The organism is Novosphingobium sp. fls2-241-R2A-195, assembly GCF_030209485.1.
GTDB lineage: Bacteria > Pseudomonadota > Alphaproteobacteria > Sphingomonadales > Sphingomonadaceae > Novosphingobium > Novosphingobium resinovorum.
On the sequence record NZ_JARVRY010000041.1, the window covers coordinates 50,132 to 67,756 of the forward strand.

General features: G+C 64.9%; 12 protein-coding genes. 9 read left to right on the forward strand and 3 right to left on the reverse strand.

Going from position 1 to position 17,625, the window contains the following annotated elements; genetic code table 11:
• Positions 1 to 9 precede the first annotated feature (9 nt).
• The 4 genes from kdpB to QRN25_RS25345 all read left to right on the forward strand — a co-directional run bounded on the left by kdpB (position 10) and on the right by QRN25_RS25345 (position 6,233).
• A complete protein-coding gene (gene kdpB / locus QRN25_RS25330; RefSeq protein ID WP_271184365.1) occupies positions 10 to 2,046 on the forward strand; it encodes a potassium-transporting ATPase subunit KdpB in 2,037 nt (678 codons plus the stop codon).
• 205 nt (positions 2,047 to 2,251) lie between these two features.
• Positions 2,252 to 2,854 (forward strand): potassium-transporting ATPase subunit KdpC, encoded by a 603-nt coding sequence (gene kdpC / locus QRN25_RS25335; RefSeq protein ID WP_271184366.1) that lies wholly within the window; start codon positions 2,252 to 2,254, stop codon positions 2,852 to 2,854.
• Positions 2,851 to 5,541, forward strand: a complete 2,691-nt coding sequence (locus QRN25_RS25340; RefSeq protein ID WP_285022212.1) for a DUF4118 domain-containing protein — start codon at positions 2,851 to 2,853, stop codon at positions 5,539 to 5,541. Before kdpC ends, QRN25_RS25340 begins: the two co-directional genes overlap by 4 nt.
• Entirely contained in the window at positions 5,538 to 6,233 is a 696-nt protein-coding gene (locus tag QRN25_RS25345; RefSeq protein ID WP_285022214.1) for a response regulator, read from the forward strand. Before QRN25_RS25340 ends, QRN25_RS25345 begins: the two co-directional genes overlap by 4 nt.
• Before the next feature lie 15 nt (positions 6,234 to 6,248).
• On the opposite strand, the gene QRN25_RS25350 is transcribed toward QRN25_RS25345, so the two are convergent.
• Entirely contained in the window at positions 6,249 to 8,150 is a 1,902-nt protein-coding gene (locus QRN25_RS25350; protein WP_502910500.1) for a potassium transporter Kup, read from the reverse strand.
• Between the two features lie 223 nt (positions 8,151 to 8,373).
• Here QRN25_RS25350 and QRN25_RS25355 point away from each other — a divergent pair, with 223 nt between their 5' ends.
• Positions 8,374 to 8,634, forward strand: a complete 261-nt coding sequence (locus QRN25_RS25355) for a hypothetical protein (protein WP_285022216.1) — start codon at positions 8,374 to 8,376, stop codon at positions 8,632 to 8,634.
• On the opposite strand, the gene QRN25_RS25360 is transcribed toward QRN25_RS25355, so the two are convergent.
• Together QRN25_RS25360 and QRN25_RS25365 are read right to left on the reverse strand one after the other, a co-directional pair.
• A complete protein-coding gene (locus QRN25_RS25360; RefSeq protein ID WP_285022219.1) occupies positions 8,631 to 8,981 on the reverse strand; it encodes an energy transducer TonB in 351 nt (116 codons plus the stop codon). The two genes, QRN25_RS25355 and QRN25_RS25360, sit on opposite strands and share 4 nt — an antisense overlap.
• 266 nt (positions 8,982 to 9,247) lie before the next feature.
• Positions 9,248 to 11,542: a putative bifunctional diguanylate cyclase/phosphodiesterase gene (locus QRN25_RS25365; protein ID WP_285022221.1), complete on the reverse strand. Its 2,295-nt coding sequence runs from the start codon at positions 11,540 to 11,542 to the stop codon at positions 9,248 to 9,250.
• Between the two features lie 467 nt (positions 11,543 to 12,009).
• Here QRN25_RS25365 and QRN25_RS25370 point away from each other — a divergent pair, with 467 nt between their 5' ends.
• The 4 genes from QRN25_RS25370 (at position 12,010) to QRN25_RS25385 (ending at position 17,006) form a co-directional block, all read left to right on the forward strand.
• Complete coding sequence (locus QRN25_RS25370; protein WP_271184371.1) at positions 12,010 to 13,716, forward strand: ShlB/FhaC/HecB family hemolysin secretion/activation protein; 1,707 nt, start codon at positions 12,010 to 12,012, stop codon at positions 13,714 to 13,716.
• Positions 13,717 to 13,770: 54 nt separating this feature from the next.
• Positions 13,771 to 14,331 (forward strand): 2OG-Fe(II) oxygenase, encoded by a 561-nt coding sequence (locus tag QRN25_RS25375; RefSeq protein ID WP_271184372.1) that lies wholly within the window; start codon positions 13,771 to 13,773, stop codon positions 14,329 to 14,331.
• Positions 14,332 to 14,629: 298 nt separating this feature from the next.
• Positions 14,630 to 15,859, forward strand: coding sequence for an autotransporter outer membrane beta-barrel domain-containing protein (locus tag QRN25_RS25380; protein ID WP_285022226.1), 1,230 nt, complete (start codon positions 14,630 to 14,632; stop codon positions 15,857 to 15,859).
• Between the two features lie 325 nt (positions 15,860 to 16,184).
• Positions 16,185 to 17,006, forward strand: coding sequence for a ParB/RepB/Spo0J family partition protein (locus QRN25_RS25385; RefSeq protein ID WP_285022229.1), 822 nt, complete (start codon positions 16,185 to 16,187; stop codon positions 17,004 to 17,006).
• The last annotated feature ends 619 nt before the right edge of the window (positions 17,007 to 17,625 follow it).

The window sequence follows — 17,625 nt, forward strand, 5'->3', positions numbered from 1 at the left end:
GACCTGACGATGTCCCGATCGCAAACCAAATCCCTCTTCACCGCAGACCTGATCGTTCCGGCGATCGGCGATGCCTTCCGCAAGCTCAATCCGAAGGAACTGATCCGCAACCCGGTGATGTTCACCACCGCCGTCGTCGCGGTGCTGCTGACGGTGCTGCTCATCGTCGGCCGCGACGGCCTCGACGCCGGGTTCAAGATCCAGCTGGTGCTGTGGCTCTGGTTGACCGTCCTGTTCGGCACGTTCGCCGAGGCGCTGGCCGAAGGGCGCGGCAAGGCGCAGGCCGCCAGCTTGCGCGCCACCAAGGCGGAACTCACTGCCAAGCGGCTGAAGGGTGACGGTAGCCGCTACGACTCCGTCCCCGCCAGCCTGCTGAAAAAGGACGACGTCGTCCTCGTCCAGACCGGCGACCTCATCCCCTCGGACGGCGAAGTCGTCGCCGGTGTCGCCTCGGTCAACGAGGCCGCGATCACCGGCGAGAGCGCGCCCGTCATCCGCGAGGCGGGCGGTGACCGCTCGGCTGTGACGGCGGGCACCCGCGTCATCTCAGACGAGATCCGCGTGCGCGTCACCGTCAATCCGGGACAGGGCTTCCTCGACCGCATGATCGCGCTGGTCGAAGGCGCCGAGCGCCAGAAGACCCCCAACGAGATCGCCCTGACCCTGCTGCTGGTGGGCCTGACCATCATCTTCCTGATCGCCGTCGCCACCATCCCCGGCTTTGCCAGCTATGCGGGCGGCGCGGTGCCGGTGGCGATCCTCGCGGCGCTGCTCATCACGCTGATCCCGACGACGATCGCGGCGCTACTCTCGGCCATCGGCATCGCGGGCATGGACCGGCTGGTGCGCTTCAACGTGCTGGCGAAGTCCGGCCGCGCGGTGGAGGCAGCGGGCGACATCGACGTGCTGTTGCTCGACAAGACCGGCACCATCACCGTCGGCGACCGTCAGGCCAGCGAGTTCCGCACGGTGGGCGGCGTGGGCATGAGCGAACTTGCCGAAGCCGCGCTGGTCGCCAGCCTTGCCGACGAGACGCCCGAGGGCCGCTCGATCGTCGTGCTGGCGCGCGAGAAGTTCGGCCAGACCGCGACGGTGCTTCCCGAGGGCGCCGAGGTCATCCCCTTCACCGCGCAGACCCGCATCTCCGGCGTGAACACCGGCGGGAGGATCATCCAGAAGGGCGCGGTTCAGGCGATCCTTGCCGCCAATCCCGGCGCGGGCGCGACTGCCGCCGCCACCGAACTGCGCCGCATCGCCGACGAGATCGGCCGCGCGGGCGGCACGCCGCTGGCGGTTGCGGTCGATGGCAGGCTGCTGGGCGCGATCTTCCTCAAGGATATCGTCAAGGCGGGCATCCGCGAGCGCTTCGGCGAATTGCGCGCGATGGGCATCCGCACCGTCATGATAACCGGCGACAACCCGCTGACGGCCGCCTCGATCGCGGCGGAATCGGGGGTGGACGACTTCCTCGCCGAAGCCACGCCGGAGGACAAGCTGGCGCTGATCCGCAAGGAACAGCAGGGCGGCCGCCTCGTCGCCATGTGCGGCGACGGCACCAACGACGCCCCCGCGCTGGCGCAGGCGGACGTCGGCGTCGCCATGAACACCGGCACCCAGGCCGCGCGCGAGGCGGGCAACATGGTCGACCTCGACAGCGACCCGACCAAGCTGATCGAGGTCGTCGGCCTCGGCAAGCAACTGCTGATGACGCGCGGCGCGCTGACGACGTTCTCGGTGGCGAACGACGTGGCCAAGTACTTCGCGATCATCCCGGCAATGTTCGTGGCGCTCTACCCCGGCCTCGGCGTGCTCAACGTGATGGGCCTGTCGAGCCCGCAGAGCGCGATCCTTTCGGCGATCATCTTCAACGCGCTCATCATCCCCTGCCTCGTGCCGCTGGCGCTGCGCGGCGTCACGTACAAGCCGATGGGCGCGGGACCGCTGCTGGCGCGCAACCTCGCGGTCTACGGCCTTGGCGGGCTGATCGCGCCGTTCGTCGGCATCAAGCTCATCGATCTCGCGGTCGGCGGGCTGGGACTGGCGTGAGGATGACGGCGAACTGAACCTTCTCTTTCCCGTCATTCCCGCGAAGGCGGGAACCCATCTCCTGAAGTAGCCGATCGCACGGCCATCAGATGGGTCCCCGCCTTCGCGGGAATGACGGGGAAAAAAGGGTAAACCTCTCAACACCGCTCAGGCTGAGCTTGTCGAAGCCCCCGAGGCGAAGCGCAGGCTCACAGGAGACAGACAAATGACCAACGATATTTCAAGCTCGCTGCGCCCCGCGCTCGTGATGACCGGGCTTTTCGCCATTCTGCTCGGCCTTGCCTATCCGCTGGCGATGACCGGGATCGGGCAAGCGCTGTTCCCGCGTCAGGCGAATGGCAGCCTCGTCACCGAAAGCGGCAGGGTGATCGGCTCCACCGTGGTCGGGCAGGCCTTCACTTCGGAGCGCTACTTCAACACCCGGCCTTCGGCGGCGGGCGCTTCCGATCAGGGGGGCTACGACGGCCTTGCCTCCTCCGGGTCCAACCTCGGCCCCGCCTCACAGGCGCTGCACGACCGGGTGCAGGCCGATCTCCAACGCATGCAGGCTGCGACACCAGGGCGTCCCGTTCCGTCCGACCTGGTGACCACCTCCGCCTCGGGGCTCGACCCCGATATCAGCCCCGAGGCGGCCTTGTATCAGGTGGACCGCGTGGCCCGCGCGCGCGGGTTCGAACCCGACGCGCTGCGCCGCCTCGTCGCGGGCAGCATCGAGGAGCCAGTGCTCGGCTTCATCGGCGAACGCCGCGTCAACGTGTTCGAACTCAATCGACGACTGGATGCATTGCGCGCTAAGCCGGTCCGGTGAACGAGCCTGAACGCCCATCGCCCGAAGCCCTCCTGCGCGCCGCCGCGCGGGAGGGTCGCGGCCGTCTCAAGATCTTTCTCGGCGCCGCGCCCGGCGTCGGCAAGACCTGGGAGATGTTGACCGAAGGCCACCAGCGCCGCGCGGCGGGGGTGGACGTGGTCGTCGGTGTCGTGGAAACGCACGGGCGGCGAGAGACCGGGGCGCTGGTCGAGGGCCACGAGATCGTCGCCCGCCGCACGGTGGACCACGTCGGTCACACGCTGGGCGAGATGGACATCGACGCCATCCTCGCCCGAGCGCCGGCCTTGGTGCTGGTCGATGAACTCGCGCACACCAACGCACCCGGCAGCCGCCATCCCAAGCGCTATCAGGACGTCGAGGAATTGCTCGACGCCGGGATCGACGTCTGTTCCACGCTCAACATCCAGCACGTCGAGAGCCTGAACGATGTGGTCGCCTCGTTCACCCGCGTCCGCGTGCGCGAGACGGTGCCCGATTCGATACTCGAACAGGCCGAGATCGAAGTCGTCGACATTCCGCCCGACGAACTGATCGAGCGGCTCAGGGACGGCAAGGTCTACGTGCCGCACGAGGCGACGCGCGCGCTGGGGCACTTCTTCTCCAAGTCCAACCTCACCGCGCTGCGCGAACTGGCGCTGCGCCGTGCGGCGCAGGCGGTGGACGCGCAGATGCTGGAGCACGTGCGCGCCCATGCGCTGGCGGGCAGCTTCGCGGTGGGCGAACGCATCGTCGTCGCCGTCAGCGAGCACCCTCATGCCGCCGGACTGGTGCGGGCGGGCAAGCGCATGGCCGACGCCTTGCGCGCGCCTTGGACCGCCGTGCACATCGAGACCCGGCGCGACCAGCACTTCTCCGATGGCGAGCGCCGACAGCTGGCCGATACCCTCGCGCTGGCCTCGCGCCTCGGTGCTTCCACCGCCAGCATTCCGGCGGTGGGCGTGGTCGAGGGGCTGGGCGGCTTCGCGAAGGATGCCCGCGCAACGCAGATCGTCATCGGCAAGTCGCACCGCTCATGGTGGTTCGAGGCGCGGCACGGCTCGGTGGTGGACCGGCTGGTGCGCACGATCGGCGACGTCGCCGTGCACGTCCTGCCTTCGGGCGAGCCGGTTGCCAGTGGCCGCAAGCCCGAAAGGAGGCGAGGTCAACGATGGGGGCAATGGGGCCATCCGGGGCATTACCTGGGGGCGCTGCTGATGGTCGCGGCAATGACCGTGCTCGGCCGTCTGCTGGTCGAGGTGATCGACCTTGGCAACATCGCGCTGCTCTACCTGATCCCGGTGATGTTCGCGGCGGCCTCGTTCTCGCTGCGGGCGGGGCTGTTCGCGGGGCTGGCCTCCAGCCTCGCCTACAATTTCTTCTTCCTGCCGCCGACCGGCACGCTGACCGTTGCCAATCCCGAGAACGTGATCTCGATCCTGGTGCTGCTGGGCGTGGCGGTGGTCACCAGCCAGTTCGCCGCGCGGGTCCGCGCGCAGGCCGACCTCGCAGGCGCCAGCGCACGCCAGAACGCCGCGCTTGCCAGCTTCTCGCGCCAGTTGACGGCGGCGGCCACGCAGGACGAGCTGATGCAGGCGATCTGCGCCGAAGTCGCCCGTCTGCTCGACGTGCGCGCGGTGCTGCTGCTGCCCTCGCTGGCAGGCCCGGACCTCGCCGCCGCCTATCCGCCCGAGGACCGGATGGATCAGATCGAACTGGCCGCCGCACAATGGGCGATCGATAATGAGCAGCCCGCCGGGCGCGGCTCGGCGACGCTGACCGCCTCCGACTGGCTATTTCACCCGCTGCGTGCGTCCGCCGCATCCGGCCGGGGCGTGATGGCGGTCCTCGGCATCGCGCGCGCAGATGCCGGCGACCCGGTGCGATCGGACGAAGTGCCGCTGCTGATGAGCCTGCTCGATCAGGCCTCGATCGCCTTCGACCGCATGGCGCTGGAGGAGGAGAACCTCAAGGCGCAAGCCGTGGGCGAGCGCGACCGGCTACGCGCGGCGTTGCTCTCGTCGGTCAGCCATGACTTGCGCACGCCGCTCACCACGATCCTGACGGCGGCGCGGGAGTTCAGGACGCACCCGTCGCCGGACCTCGTCGAGACCATCGATGCCGAGGCGCAGCGCCTCAACCGCTTCGTCGCCAACCTGCTCGACATGGCCCGCGTCGAGGCGGGCGCGCTGCCGATGAAGCCCGAAGCGACCGACCTGTTCGACGCGGTTGCCAGTGCCGTCCACGATACCCGGGGTGCGCTGCAAGGGAGGCAGATCGACCTCGACATTGCGCCGGACATACCATTGGTGCGGCTTGATCCGGTGCTGCTGCACCACTGCCTCATCAACCTGCTCGACAACGCCGGGCGCTATGGCGAACCCGGGACGCCGATCCTGGTGCGCTGCCGTCGTTCGCCGGGCGCCTTGCGGTTGTCGGTGATCGATCGGGGGCCGGGCATTCCGCCGGGTCAGGAAAAGCGCGTGTTCGAGACGTTCACCCGGCTCGAAGGCTCCGACCGGGTGCGCCATGGCACCGGGCTCGGCCTCGCCATCGTCAAGGGTTTCGCCGAGGCCATGGGCCTGTCGGTCGAGGCCGCCAACGCCGAGGACCCCTTCGGCGCCTGCTTCACCATCCGTATTCCCGAGGCGCTGATCATCCGGCACCTCGACAATGAGGACATGCCATGAAGACCCGCCACAAGGTGCTCATCGTCGATGACGAGCCGCATATCCGGCGCCTGATCCAGACGGCGCTCGGAAGGGCCGACTATGCGACGGTCGAGGCAGGCAACGCGCGCGAGACGATGGAGCGGCTGCGCGAGGAGCGCCCAGATCTCGTGCTGCTGGACCTTGGCCTGCCCGATCGTGACGGGCTGGAACTGGTGCCGCTGATCAAGAAGGAGACCGACGCGACGCTGATCATCGTCTCGGCGCGCGATGCCACGGACGAAAAGGTGGCGGCGCTGGATCTGGGGGCGGACGATTACCTGACCAAGCCGTTCGACACTGACGAACTGCTGGCGCGCCTGCGCGTGGCGCTGCGGCACCGGATGGCGCGGGGCGGCGGCGTGTCGGCCGTGACTGCGGGAGACGTGTCGATCGACCTGATGGAGCGGCGCATCACCAAGGCGGGCAGGGAAGTGCACCTCACGCCCAAGGAATATGCCGTGGTCGCGCAACTGGCGCAGCATCCGGGGCGGGTCATCACGCACCACCAGATCATGATGCAGGTCTGGCCGTCCGAGAACGAGCGGCACGTCGAATACCTGCGCGTGCTGGTGCGCAACCTGCGGCAGAAGCTGGAGGACGATCCGCAGCGCCCGCAAATCATCGGCAACGAGATCGGCGTGGGCTATCGCCTGCACGTGTCGCCGGAGTGACGGGCGCGCGGGCTCTCAGATCTCCACTTGCGAGCCGAGTTCGACGACACGGTTCGTCGGCAGGTTGAAGAACTCCATCGGCGTCGCCGCATTGCGGATCATCCACGCGAAGAGCTTCTCGCGCCAGAGCGCCATGCCGGGCTTCTCGGAGGCGATCAGGGTCTGGCGGCTGAGGAAGTAGCTGGTGTCCATCGACCCGAACGGCGCACCGCAGGTGGTGATGGTCTTGAGCGAGGCGGGAATGTCCACGTCCTCGAGGAAGCCGTGGCGCAGGCGCATGCGGTAGAAGTTCGCGCCGTGATCGGCGATGGTGATGCGGCCTTCCTCCGGCATCGACGGCACCGCTTCGGTCGTCACCGTGAGGATGACGATGCGCTCGTGCAACACCTTGTTGTGCTTGACGTTGTGAAGCAGCGCGGGCGGCACACCTTCGCTGGTGGAGGAGAGGAAGACGGCCGTACCCGCGACGCGGCGTACCGATCCCGCCGTGGACTTGATGAACAGGTCGAGGTCGATGGCCCCTTCTGCAAGATAGCGGCGCATGACCTTGCGGCCCGTGGACCACGTGGTGAGCATTACGAAGACGATCGCGGCGACCAGCAGCGGGAACCAGCCGCCGTCGGGGATCTTCGTCGCGTTCGACAGGAAGTAGGCTCCGTCGATGATCAGGAACAGTCCGGTGACAGTCCCCGCCACCACCGGCGACCAGCGCCAGACGCTGAAGGTCAGGACGCCCAGCATGCAGGTGGTGATCACCATCGTCCCTGTCACCGCGATGCCGTAAGCCGCAGCGAGGCTGCTCGATGACCGGAACGAGAGCACCAGCAGGACGACGAAGATCAGCAGAGCCCAGTTGACGATTGGTACGTAGACTTGCCCCTCCGCCGAAGCGCTGGTGTGGAGGATGCGCAGCCTCGGCAGGAAGCCGAGCTGCACCGCCTGCCGGGTGATCGAGAACGCGCCCGAAATCACTGCCTGGCTGGCGATGACCGTGGCCAGCGTCGCGAGGATCACCAGCGGCAGTCGTGCCCATTCCGGGGCGAGCAGGAAGAAGGGATTGCTCGCCGCCTCGGGATGGTCGAGCAGCAGAGCGCCCTGTCCCATGTAGTTGAGCATGAGGCAGGGCAGCGCGGCGTAGAGCCAGGCGAGGCTGATGGCCTTGCGGCCGAAATGCCCCATGTCGGCATAGAGCGCCTCCGCGCCGGTCACCGCCAGCACCACCGATCCCAGCGCGAGGAACGCCAGCCTGGGATCGAGCGCGAAGAAGTGCCAAGCCCAGTACGGGTTGACGATGCCGATGATCTGAGGATGGACGATGATGTTGGTCACGCCCAGCACCGCGAGAACAACGAAGTACACCGCCATGACCGGCCCGAAGAATGCGCCGACCCGCTCGGTGCCGTGCTTCTGGATCAGGAACAGGCCGAGCAGGATGACGATCGCGATCGGCAGCACTAGTTCGCCCAGCGACGTCTCCACGACGGTAAGTCCCTCGACCGCCGACAGCACGGAGATGGCGGGGGTGATGATCGCATCGCCATAGAACAGCGCGGTCGCGATCACGCCCAGCATCGCGATCACCGGCGTCCAGCGCGTTTCGCCCAGACTCCGGCCGATCAGCGCCAGCAGCGCCATCGAGCCGCCTTCGCCCTCGTTGTCGGCGCGCATGACGATGAAGACGTACTTGAACGTCACGATCAGCGTCATCGTCCAGAAGATCAGCGAGAGCACGCCGAAGATGTGAGCGTGGTCCACCGCCAGTGGATGGTGCCCGACGAAGCTCTCCTTGAGGGCGTAAAGCGGGGACGTGCCGATGTCCCCGAACACCACGCCCAGCGCACCGAGCGCGAGCGTCGGTAGCCGCCCGTGAGGCCCGCTGCCGTGGCCCGAAATCGCACCGGTCTGGTCGCTGCTCAAGTCATGCCCTCTTGGTTGCTTTGCCCGATGCCCATGCCATGGAACCGCATTTGATCTCCATATCGGCAAGGTGCCGAACGCATATGATCGGCATATGATTTGCATTTTTCCGGCGCAAATTCCGCCGCGATCTTATGCAATCTCAATGTGGAGCCAAGGGTTCCCCTCTCGAATTGCTATGCGAAGGTGCGTAGCTGAAGCGCCTCCTCAAAGGAGGTGACATATGATCCGTTGGCATGAAACTCTGGCGGCGCAGATCGGCTTGCGCATCGGCGGCCTCGCTGTCCTGACGCTCGCGGCGATGACGGTGCGCGTGCTGTACACGCGGGTGCACGCCCATCCGCCCGCACCGGCCAGCCTTGCCGATCTTGGCCTGTGCGCGATCGTCGTCGTGCTCATGGTCGTGGGCGATGCCCTGCTGTTCGCGGGGCCGGCCTTGTGGAAGCAGGTGATGGTCCCCGGGCGCTGGTCGGCTACGGCCTAGCGGAGATCGAACTCGATCGGCACGGTCAGTTCCACGGTATCGGGACGTCCCGCACGAATGGCGGGCAGGGGCTGCGCGCGCCGCAGCGTGTCGAGCGCCGCCTGATCGAGCATGAATGGGCCGGACTTGCGCACGATCGCGCAGGACAGGACGAACCTTACGCGGTTCATCGTGAAGCGCACTTGCACCGCGCCCTGTTGCCGGGCCGCGTGGGCACGGGCGCGGATAGCGGCGGAAGCGCTCCAGGTGAGCGAGGACCGATGCCTCCCAGTCGAGCCGGGATCGACGATTTCCGCCAGCTCGGAGGCAAGGGGCTCGTTGGCCGGTCCGGCGGCGAGCACGACCATCGGCTGGCGCGGAATTTCCCGCTCCGGCTGTGGCCTGGCCTCTTGTCTCTCGACGTCAGGCGTTCTGGACGATGTCTTAGGCCAGACCGACATCGCCCACGATCGTCACGGCATAGCGGATGAGAGCGGGACGATTCTCCAGCAAAAGGCTCAGAGCATCCCGCGTCCTGGGTTCCATTCTGTTCGCGGGTGGGTGATCCATGCCGCGCGGACTAGGAGAGCAGTTGTTGCGAACCAATCTCACAAAGTCGAAGCAGTCGGGCGTATCAGGACATCTCGAACATCGACCGTGCCGCAGGCGCATCCTGCGGCTTCCCGAAATAGTACCCCTGGATCTTGCTGCAACCGAGAGCCCTTACGAGGTCGACATCCCGGCGGGTTTCGACCCCTTCCGCGGTGGTGCTGATGCCCAGACTGTCCGCCAGGGTCACCACTGCGCGCAGGATCGCAAGGCATTCCCTGTTTCCGCCAGCGGCGCCCTGAACGAACGATCGATCGAGCTTGATCGTGGAGAAGCGTATGTTGCGCAAGTAGCCCAGTGACGAATAGCCGGTGCCGAAATCGTCCAGCGCCACCGTACATCCCAGCGCCATGACGTGCTCTAAAGCGGTACAGGCCCGCGTCGCGTCGCTCAGGAAGATGCTTTCGGTAACCTCGATCTCGAGACGTTCGGGAGCTAGGCCGCTTGCCGCAAGGGCACTGACGATGTTCGTGACGAAGTTCGGGTCCAGCAACTGCTCGCCAGACACGTTTACTGCGATGCGTACGTCCCCCGGCCAACCGGCCGCCGCCTTGCAGGCTTCGCGTAATACCCATTCCCCGATGGGAATGATGAGGCGTGTCTCTTCCGCGAGAGGGATGAACTTTTCCGGGCTAACTGTGCCATACTCTGCGTTTCGCCAGCGCAGCAGTGCCTCGAAACTGGTTATCGCTTCCGACTGCGCATCGACCACGGGCTGGAACACGAGGTGCAGTTCGTTGTGCTTCATGGCGCCCCGCAACGCTATCTCCAGCTTGCGACGTTCTTCGGCGTGCGCGTGGAAGCTGCGCTCGTAGCGGCAGTGCGAATTGCCGCGGGCCTCCTTGGCGCGGTAAAGTGCAAGGTCGGCATTGCGCATCATCATCTCGGCGTTTGCACCGTCGTGCGGCCCCACGGCCCAGCCTACGGAAGCGCCCACGAATACCGTATGATGCCCGATCTCGTAGGGTTGGATCAGCCGATCCGTGATCCGCCGGATCAAAAGTCTGACCCGGTCGAGGTCGGATGCATCAGGAACGACTACCGCGAAGGCATCGCCACTGAAACGGCCGCACAGGTCGCTGTCGGCGATCTGCTCCCTTAGCCTTTCGGCAACGCGCACCAGCAGAGTATCGCCGACATCGTGGCCGAGCGTGTCGTTCACCGCCTTGAACCGATCGAGATCGATCATAAGGAACGCGCAGGCATTGCGCTGCCGCTGCGCGGTACGATCAAGTGCCGATGCCAGCGCTTCGGTGACCATCGCCCGGTTCGGTAGTCCCGTCAGAGAGTCATACCGGGCCATGCGGTTCATTGTTTCGAGATTTTCCCGGCCTTCGGTTACATCGCATCCGGTTCCGCGATAGCCTACGAACCTATCCTCGCAGTAATGCGGTTGAGCTGACAATTTCCACCACTGGGTTCGTCCGCCGGTACTGACCTTGATGGCAAGGTCGCAGATGTCTTCGCGACGTTTCATGCGCTCGGCGAGTTCGGCGCAAGCCAGAGGAGTGTCCCCGACACACGCTCCCGCGATCAGCCTGCGAAATGAGATGCCTTCCAGATCGGAGGGATCGCGTCCCGCTGCGAGCGCAAAGCGCGGCGAAACGCCAAGGAGGCGCAGGGACACATCGGTTTGCCAATGCCAGTGTGCACCGTCTTGTCCGAACTCGCATTGCGCCGATGCCGCGGCATCGGCACTGCGGACCGGTTGTCCGTCGGCTTTTCCGCCGACTTTCGAAGCAGCAGAGGCGCGTTTTCGTTCCACGATGGCTGCGGATGTGATCGCGACGAACAGCAGTGCGATCGTGGCCATGGCCGGATCGGATGCGAGCAGGAACCAGGCCGCACTGGAATTGCCCACGATGCCGCAGAAGATGAGAGCTGCTCCCGGCGTTGCGGTTGCACGCGAAACCGATGCTGCCATCAACAGAGCGAGCACCGCCCACAACTGCGTCGCCGTTTCCATGCCTGCCTGCGATCCGAAAGCCCACAAGGGCAAGGCCCACGGCACTGCAGAGAGTATCGTCCCGGCATGTGATGATAGCCAGCCGGGCGAAGGCCGGTGCCGTGTACGGTTTAGCCGGCTGTCGAGCAGCGGCGCGAGCGCCGCCAGGGTCAGCCATGCCATGATCGCTGTCGAAGAGACCTTTCCTGACAGCATAAGCGCCAAGGCCGCCGCGGCCAGCGCATGCATAATCGCCTTCCGGAAGCTCGTTGCGAAACCGGTCCAGGCCGCCGCGATCGCAAGCCAGGCTCGACCATCGGTAAAGGTGCTCGCGGAGGTTGCCGCGCTTGTCAGGGTTGTATCCTTGGACAGCATCTTGCTCGCGTCAGGCCTCTCTGTTCCAGCCACGGCGATAAGGTTGTAAAGGTTAGCGGTAAGTAAATGCTTGTCAGTGCGATGAAAAGCATGCACGCCCTACGTATCGATCCGCGAAGTTCTGATGGTAAAATTTGCGGTTTATTGGTCTCCGTAACCCGACGTAGCGGCAATTAGCGCCCGGGATCGCAACCGATCCGACGCTACCTTGAAGATGCCATAGCAAGGCCCTGGGTTGCGTCCGCCAGCGGTGTTTGCGTAACCATCGCAGCGGTTTTCCATGGGGCAGGCCGCTTTTCTGGGTGACCCGGACGGTACTCCGTCGCCAGACGACACGCTGACAAGGCGCCTTGCGTGCCCGATACCCTCGAAACGGCTTCGATTTGAGATGAACGGCGGCGATGGCTTCGTAACCTGATGCCGGGCAACTCGCTCGCTATGCGGGCAAAATCAGGCAATCGAAGATCATGAGGGCAATTCCCGAGAACGCGCGCGACGGCGCGATGCGCAGGTTCCGGACTTCCGGAGCAATCCGTCGCGCCCTGCTCGTCGTAGGTGCGGCCCTCACGATTGCGGCTCAGCCTTCGCTGGCACAGGGCTCCAAGGCGCTCAATCAGTCGCCGACCATCGACAGGGACCGACTCGATCGACAGGACCCCGCGATCCCGCGCGCCGCGCCGCCGGCGGAACTTCCCTCCGCGCCTGTAAGCGTGGACACCGCAGCCAGCACCGTGGCGCTCAAGGAGGTCCGCTACCTTGGCGCTACTCTCGATCGCAGGAAACTCGACGCCGCAACGGGTCCCTTCGTCGGTGGGCCGTTAGACCGGGACGCATTGCAGAAGCTCGCGAACGCGGTCAGCGCAGCTTACGCGAGCAGTGACATTGCGTTCTATGCCGTGAGCATTCCCGCGCAGTCGGCGGCGGACGGCGTGCTGACGGTTCAGGTGCTTGAGGGGCGGATCGTACAATATGCTCTGGCGGGGGAAACCAGCAGTACACCCAAGCGGCTCATCGACGCCCATATAAAGCGCCTCATGCGGGACACGCCGACGCACAAGTCGACGATCGAGCGAACGCTGTCTTTGCTGCGTGACATTCCCGGCCAGACGGTAGAGGCGAAGCTGCGCGGCACGGCGAAGCCAGGCGAACTCGCGCTCGATCTCGATGTGCGTCGCAAGCAGGTCGAGATCACCGTCAACCTCAACAATCGCGGCGTCTTCAACGTCACCACCGGAGCGCAGGCGCAGGCTGCAGTGGCATTCAACGGTCTGCTCCGTGAGGGCGACAGCACGCGCCTGTCGGGTTACGTTCCCCTTCAGCCGCACCGCTATCAATTCTACTCGGCGAGCCACCAGACTCCCATTGGATCGAGCGGTACCACAGTGGGCCTTACAGGCGCTTACGTGCGGACCCGGACACGCGATCTCGACATTTTGGGCGAGGCCAAGCAACTCGGCATCGTCGTCAGTCATCCGCTGGTTCGCAGCTATAAGCGCAACCTGACGCTGACAGCCTCGCTTGATGGCACGAACAGCGACAATTATTACCTCGATACCGCATTCGGCGGGTTCCGTACGCGCGCCGCGCGTCTGGGTGCGAGTTGGTCCGCGATCGGGAAGACGAGCGGCTACGGCGTCTCGCTCTCTCTAAGCCACGGCCTTGGCGGCTTGGGGGCCCGGGCGATCTCGGGATATTCCCGGGTGGCGTTCCGCAAGGCTAACCTTCAGGCGACTTTCGTGAAGGAACTCGATCCCAGGTTCGCTGCCAAGATCAGTTTGCGAGGTCAATATAGTCCCGATCGATTGCCGACGACCGAACGTGTCGTACTTGGCGGAGAAGGAGCGGGCCTTGCCTACCGCGACGGATTTCTCACCGCTGACAGGGCGGTTTCCGGATCCGCAGAACTATCCTGGCGAGCGCTTGGCAGCAAGTCGAGCGCGAGAGCGCTAACATTTTTTGCGTATACTGATGCCGCACTTGCGCGTTCGCTTGCGCGTCCTGTCTACAATCTGCCGGGCCGTGACTACTCGCTCGCGTCGGCGGGTGGAGGCATTCGCGTGACGCCCCTGAAGGGCTGGACCGCGACAGGTCAGGTTGCTGTCCCCGTCAAGAAGCCATTCGATGGGATGAGCAGCAAGGCGCGGTTCTTCTTCAGCGTGTCCCGGACACTCTGATTTCCCGCTTTTGCGTATACGCAAAAAGGCGCAAGGCCAGAATAGGGGCTATTCATGCAGAATGTTTGGGAGGCCTGGTCCGGCGCGCTGTCGCCGGCTGAGTGCGACAAGATACTCGCACGCGCACGAAAGTATCCTGAGGCCAATGCTACGATCGGATTCTCCGATACCCTTCGCAGCGATCAAAGCTACCGTAGTTCGACTATCCGCTGGCTGGACGCGATTCAGGAGCGCGACATTGTCGTGCGGCTCATGAACCTCGTCCGTTCATCGAACCGCACCAACTTCGGCGTCGATATCGATGCGCCGTACGAAATCCAGTTCACCGAATATCGTGCCACTAACAACGGGCACTACGATTGGCATCAGGACGTGTGGCTGGAATCAACACGCCCATATGCGCGCAAGCTTTCAGTCGTGGTGCAATTGTCGGCACCGGACGACTACAAGGGCGGCGAATTTGAGTTCTTCGGCATCCAGAGCCCAGGTGAGACTTTCGCCGGAAGGGGCAGTGTCTTGATCTTTCCCTCCTTCCTGCAGCACCGGGTACTTCCGGTGACCGACGGCTTGCGCCGAAGCCTCGTAACCTGGGTTGAAGGCCCGAACTGGCGCTGACGTCGCGGGCGAGACTGGGTCCGAATTGGCCCTTTCCTCTGCTTCGCCGCGCAATGCCTCGCAAAAGGTCTTCTCGCATGGGTCCTGCAGGCCGGGAAGAGGTGCAGGCACTCCGGACGGCACGCAACACGGGGCTGCTTACCTGAAAAGCCATCGAGGCGCCGCTCTCGTAGGAAGCCTTCGCAGCGAGGGCAGTTCGACTGGCCAGATGCCTCACGGACGTAACATCATAAAGCCTGACACCAGACGGAAAGCGCAAGGCACTCGGAGCTTTGCGATAACGGCGGAGGAAACAAACTTGCAGCATTCAAAATCCGGCTCGACGATGCGCCTTGCGATTGGTCTTGCGGTATGCGCCGTTGCACTCGGCGTGCATTCCGCACCTGTTTTCGCGCAGAGTTATGAGGCTGACGGCACTACACCGGGTCAGGCGGCGGTCGGTGCAGCCCTCGATGCCCTCGCACCGTCGGCAGCGGCGGGGTATGCAGGCATCCTTGATGCGATTGATGCGCTCCCCGATGCGAGTGCTCGGGCCGAAGCGCTCGGGCAACTCGGTGCGGCGCCTTATCGGCTTATGCCTCGGCTCTCGATCCAGTCCATGGACGCAACCGACCGGGAAATCCGCGGCTACCTGGCGCAGCGTCGCGAGTTTGCACTCGATGCTTCGCCAGGAGTGCCGGTAAGTGGTGAGCGCACGATCAATGTGATGGTCAGCTACGGCCTCAAACAAGGCGACTATCACGCAAGGCCGGATCGGCCGCGCGCCAATTTCGACAGCCGCTCGATCCGGGCGGGTTTCGACATTTCGCCGGTGCCGGGATTGATCCTGGGCACGTCGATCGGGATTGATGGCATCGATGCGAACCTGGATCGCAGCCAGCAACCCCGCAGCACGCTGTTCAATGCCAACGTCACGCCTTACGCCAGCTATACCAATGGACGTTATTATGTGGATGCCACGGCGGGCTATACCCGCAGCTGGTATCAGTTGAGACGCCAAGTCAGTTTCACTGGCTTCAGCGACCGGCTGCAGTCCGGGCCAAACGGCGACAACGCCGCGGCCACGGTAGAGGCCGGAGGCATCTTCAAGCTCGGCGTCCTTCGGGCGCAACCTTTCGCCGGGCTTCACTATCGCTATGCTGATCTCGGCGGCTTCGTCGAAAGTGGTGGGCCGGCTTCACTTGCCGTTGCCAAGTTCAAGACGGAATCGGTGCGCAGCAGTCTGGGGATGCGGGCTTCCGCATCGCTCCGGAAGGGGGCATGGACCTTGCGCCCCAGCGTCGAGGCGCAGTGGCAGCGGGAATTGCGGTCGCGGCCGGAAAGCCGGATCGAGGCGATCTTCCTGCAGGGCGGCACGTCGATCTTCACGCTACCGTCCACCCGCTACGATCGTGATGGCGCAGTCGTAGGAGCCGGGATCAGTGCGGTGCACGGCGAGCGGACGGCGCTTCGACTGTCCTATTCCGGCGAGTTCGCCAACGACCGCCGCATCCATGGTTTCGCGATAACGGCCAATCACCGCTTCTGAAATCGCAGTCTTTTCGCGAGGAAATAGAGCCGATCCGAACCTAGTTCGCCGGGCGGCGGAGCCATTCCTTTCGCTATGGTCGGCTTGGGCTCGATCCAATGGATCATAGCAACGAAGGGGACGCACGGTGGGGAGCTTTGTTCGGGATATATTGACGACGCTATCCTATGAACCGGAACCGGCAGAGGCTTTGCGCTTCGAAAGCGAGGAACTTTCACGCCTCGATCAGCGGCTGGCCGGCGTCGCGCAGGGAGGATCAAGGGGGCGTACGGCAATTTCCATCCGTCCATCCGACTGTTCGGTATGGGATGGCAATCCACGCGACGTGCCTGGACTTTCGGCCGAAAGCTGCCGTTCACTCATAGAATCGATTGCGCAGGAAGACGGGAACCGCATTCCGGTACTCGTCCGTCACAACGCTCCGGGGGCGGATTGTCCCTACGAACTGCTGGTCGGCAGCCGGCGCCGGTTCTGTGTGGACTGGCTGAATCACAATGGCCGCCCCGAGATCCGCCTCAATGCGATGATCGTCGACCTGAGCGACGAGGAAGCCTTCCGCCTTGCGGACATCGAGAACCGTGAGCGGCAGGATATCACGGAGCTGGATCGCGCGCGCAGTTACCAGAGTGCGGTCGATCGCTTCTACGGCGGTGTCCAGTCGCGCATGGCCGAGGCTCTGAACCTTTCCAACAGCCAGCTCAGCCGCCTGCTGTCGCTCGCGCAGATGCCGGACGAGGTGGTCGATGCCTTCGCCACGCGCGAAGAACTGCGTGTGCGCCATTCCGAAGTGTTGACCCCGTTGCTGCGTCGTGGCGAGCAGCGCGAGCGCGTGCTGGTCGCCGCGCGGGCCATCGGGCATGAACAGCAACGCTTCGCGGCGGCGGGCGAGAAGATGATCTCGGCCGCGACGGTCCTGTCTCGTCTGAAGCATGCAGCGGGAGAAGGCTCCACGTCGCAGGGGAGCGAAACCGTACTGCTGGTGGGCGATGCGCGGGTCGGGCGGGTAAGGTCGGTCAAGGACGGCCTTGCGGTCGAACTGACCCTGACGCCCGATACCGATCTCGATCAGGTGCTGGCGATCGTCCGAGAAGCCGTTCTGGACAGCCGCGCCCGAGTCGCCCGCGAGATCGAAGCCGCAGCAGACTGAGTTGCGGCGCTCTCGTATCCGCCGAGCGTGGATGCGGATATAAATAACCGTCATTTCGGCTCCATCTCCCGGCTCGCGCGCAAAGCGGATTTTGCTCGCGAGCCTTTGCTTTTTCCGGGTTCTTGCCAGATTTCGAGGGCGATGCACCGTCCGGTGCTTTTCTCGCGAGCCGTTTTCCCAGGCATGCACAGCTGTTTGCGAAAACGGGCCGGATAAGCTGGAGGTGCCCGTTTGAGCCTCTAGCCGGGGCGGCTTCTTCTGAGCGCGATGTCTTCCACGACAGTCCTTTAGCCTTTGCGGACTGGGCATTTTATGGAGGACAACAAGATGCCGCTTAGTAAGCAGCGCAAATCGACAAGGCACATATTGCTGTGTGCGAGCGCCATTCCCCTTCTTCTGCTGGGAGCCTGCGCCGATGGCGTCGGGTTCCGTGTCGGTGCTGGCGGCGGTGGCACGCCGTCAGGCCCGAGCGGCCCAACCGGTCCAAGTGATCCGTCCGGTCCGACTGGCCCCGGCGGTCCGACTGGCCCTGGCGGTCCGACCGGCCCTGGCGGCCCGACTGGTCCTGGCGGCCCGACTGGTCCTGGCGGCCCGACTGGTCCTGGCGGCCCGACTGGTC

What these genes read in the sequence shown, in the direction of transcription:
- kdpB (WP_271184365.1), top strand. Translation starts at nt 10, where the DNA reads ATGTCCCGATCGCAAACCAAATCCCTCTTCACCGCAGACCTGATCGTT.
- kdpC (WP_271184366.1), top strand. Translation starts at nt 2,252, where the DNA reads ATGACCAACGATATTTCAAGCTCGCTGCGCCCCGCGCTCGTGATGACC.
- QRN25_RS25345 (WP_285022214.1), top strand. Translation starts at nt 5,538, where the DNA reads ATGAAGACCCGCCACAAGGTGCTCATCGTCGATGACGAGCCGCATATC.
- QRN25_RS25355 (WP_285022216.1), top strand. Translation starts at nt 8,374, where the DNA reads ATGATCCGTTGGCATGAAACTCTGGCGGCGCAGATCGGCTTGCGCATC.
- QRN25_RS25360 (WP_285022219.1), bottom strand. Translation starts at nt 8,981, where the DNA reads ATGGTCGTGCTCGCCGCCGGACCGGCCAACGAGCCCCTTGCCTCCGAG.
- QRN25_RS25365 (WP_285022221.1), bottom strand. Translation starts at nt 11,542, where the DNA reads ATGCTGTCCAAGGATACAACCCTGACAAGCGCGGCAACCTCCGCGAGC.
- QRN25_RS25370 (WP_271184371.1), top strand. Translation starts at nt 12,010, where the DNA reads ATGAGGGCAATTCCCGAGAACGCGCGCGACGGCGCGATGCGCAGGTTC.
- QRN25_RS25375 (WP_271184372.1), top strand. Translation starts at nt 13,771, where the DNA reads ATGCAGAATGTTTGGGAGGCCTGGTCCGGCGCGCTGTCGCCGGCTGAG.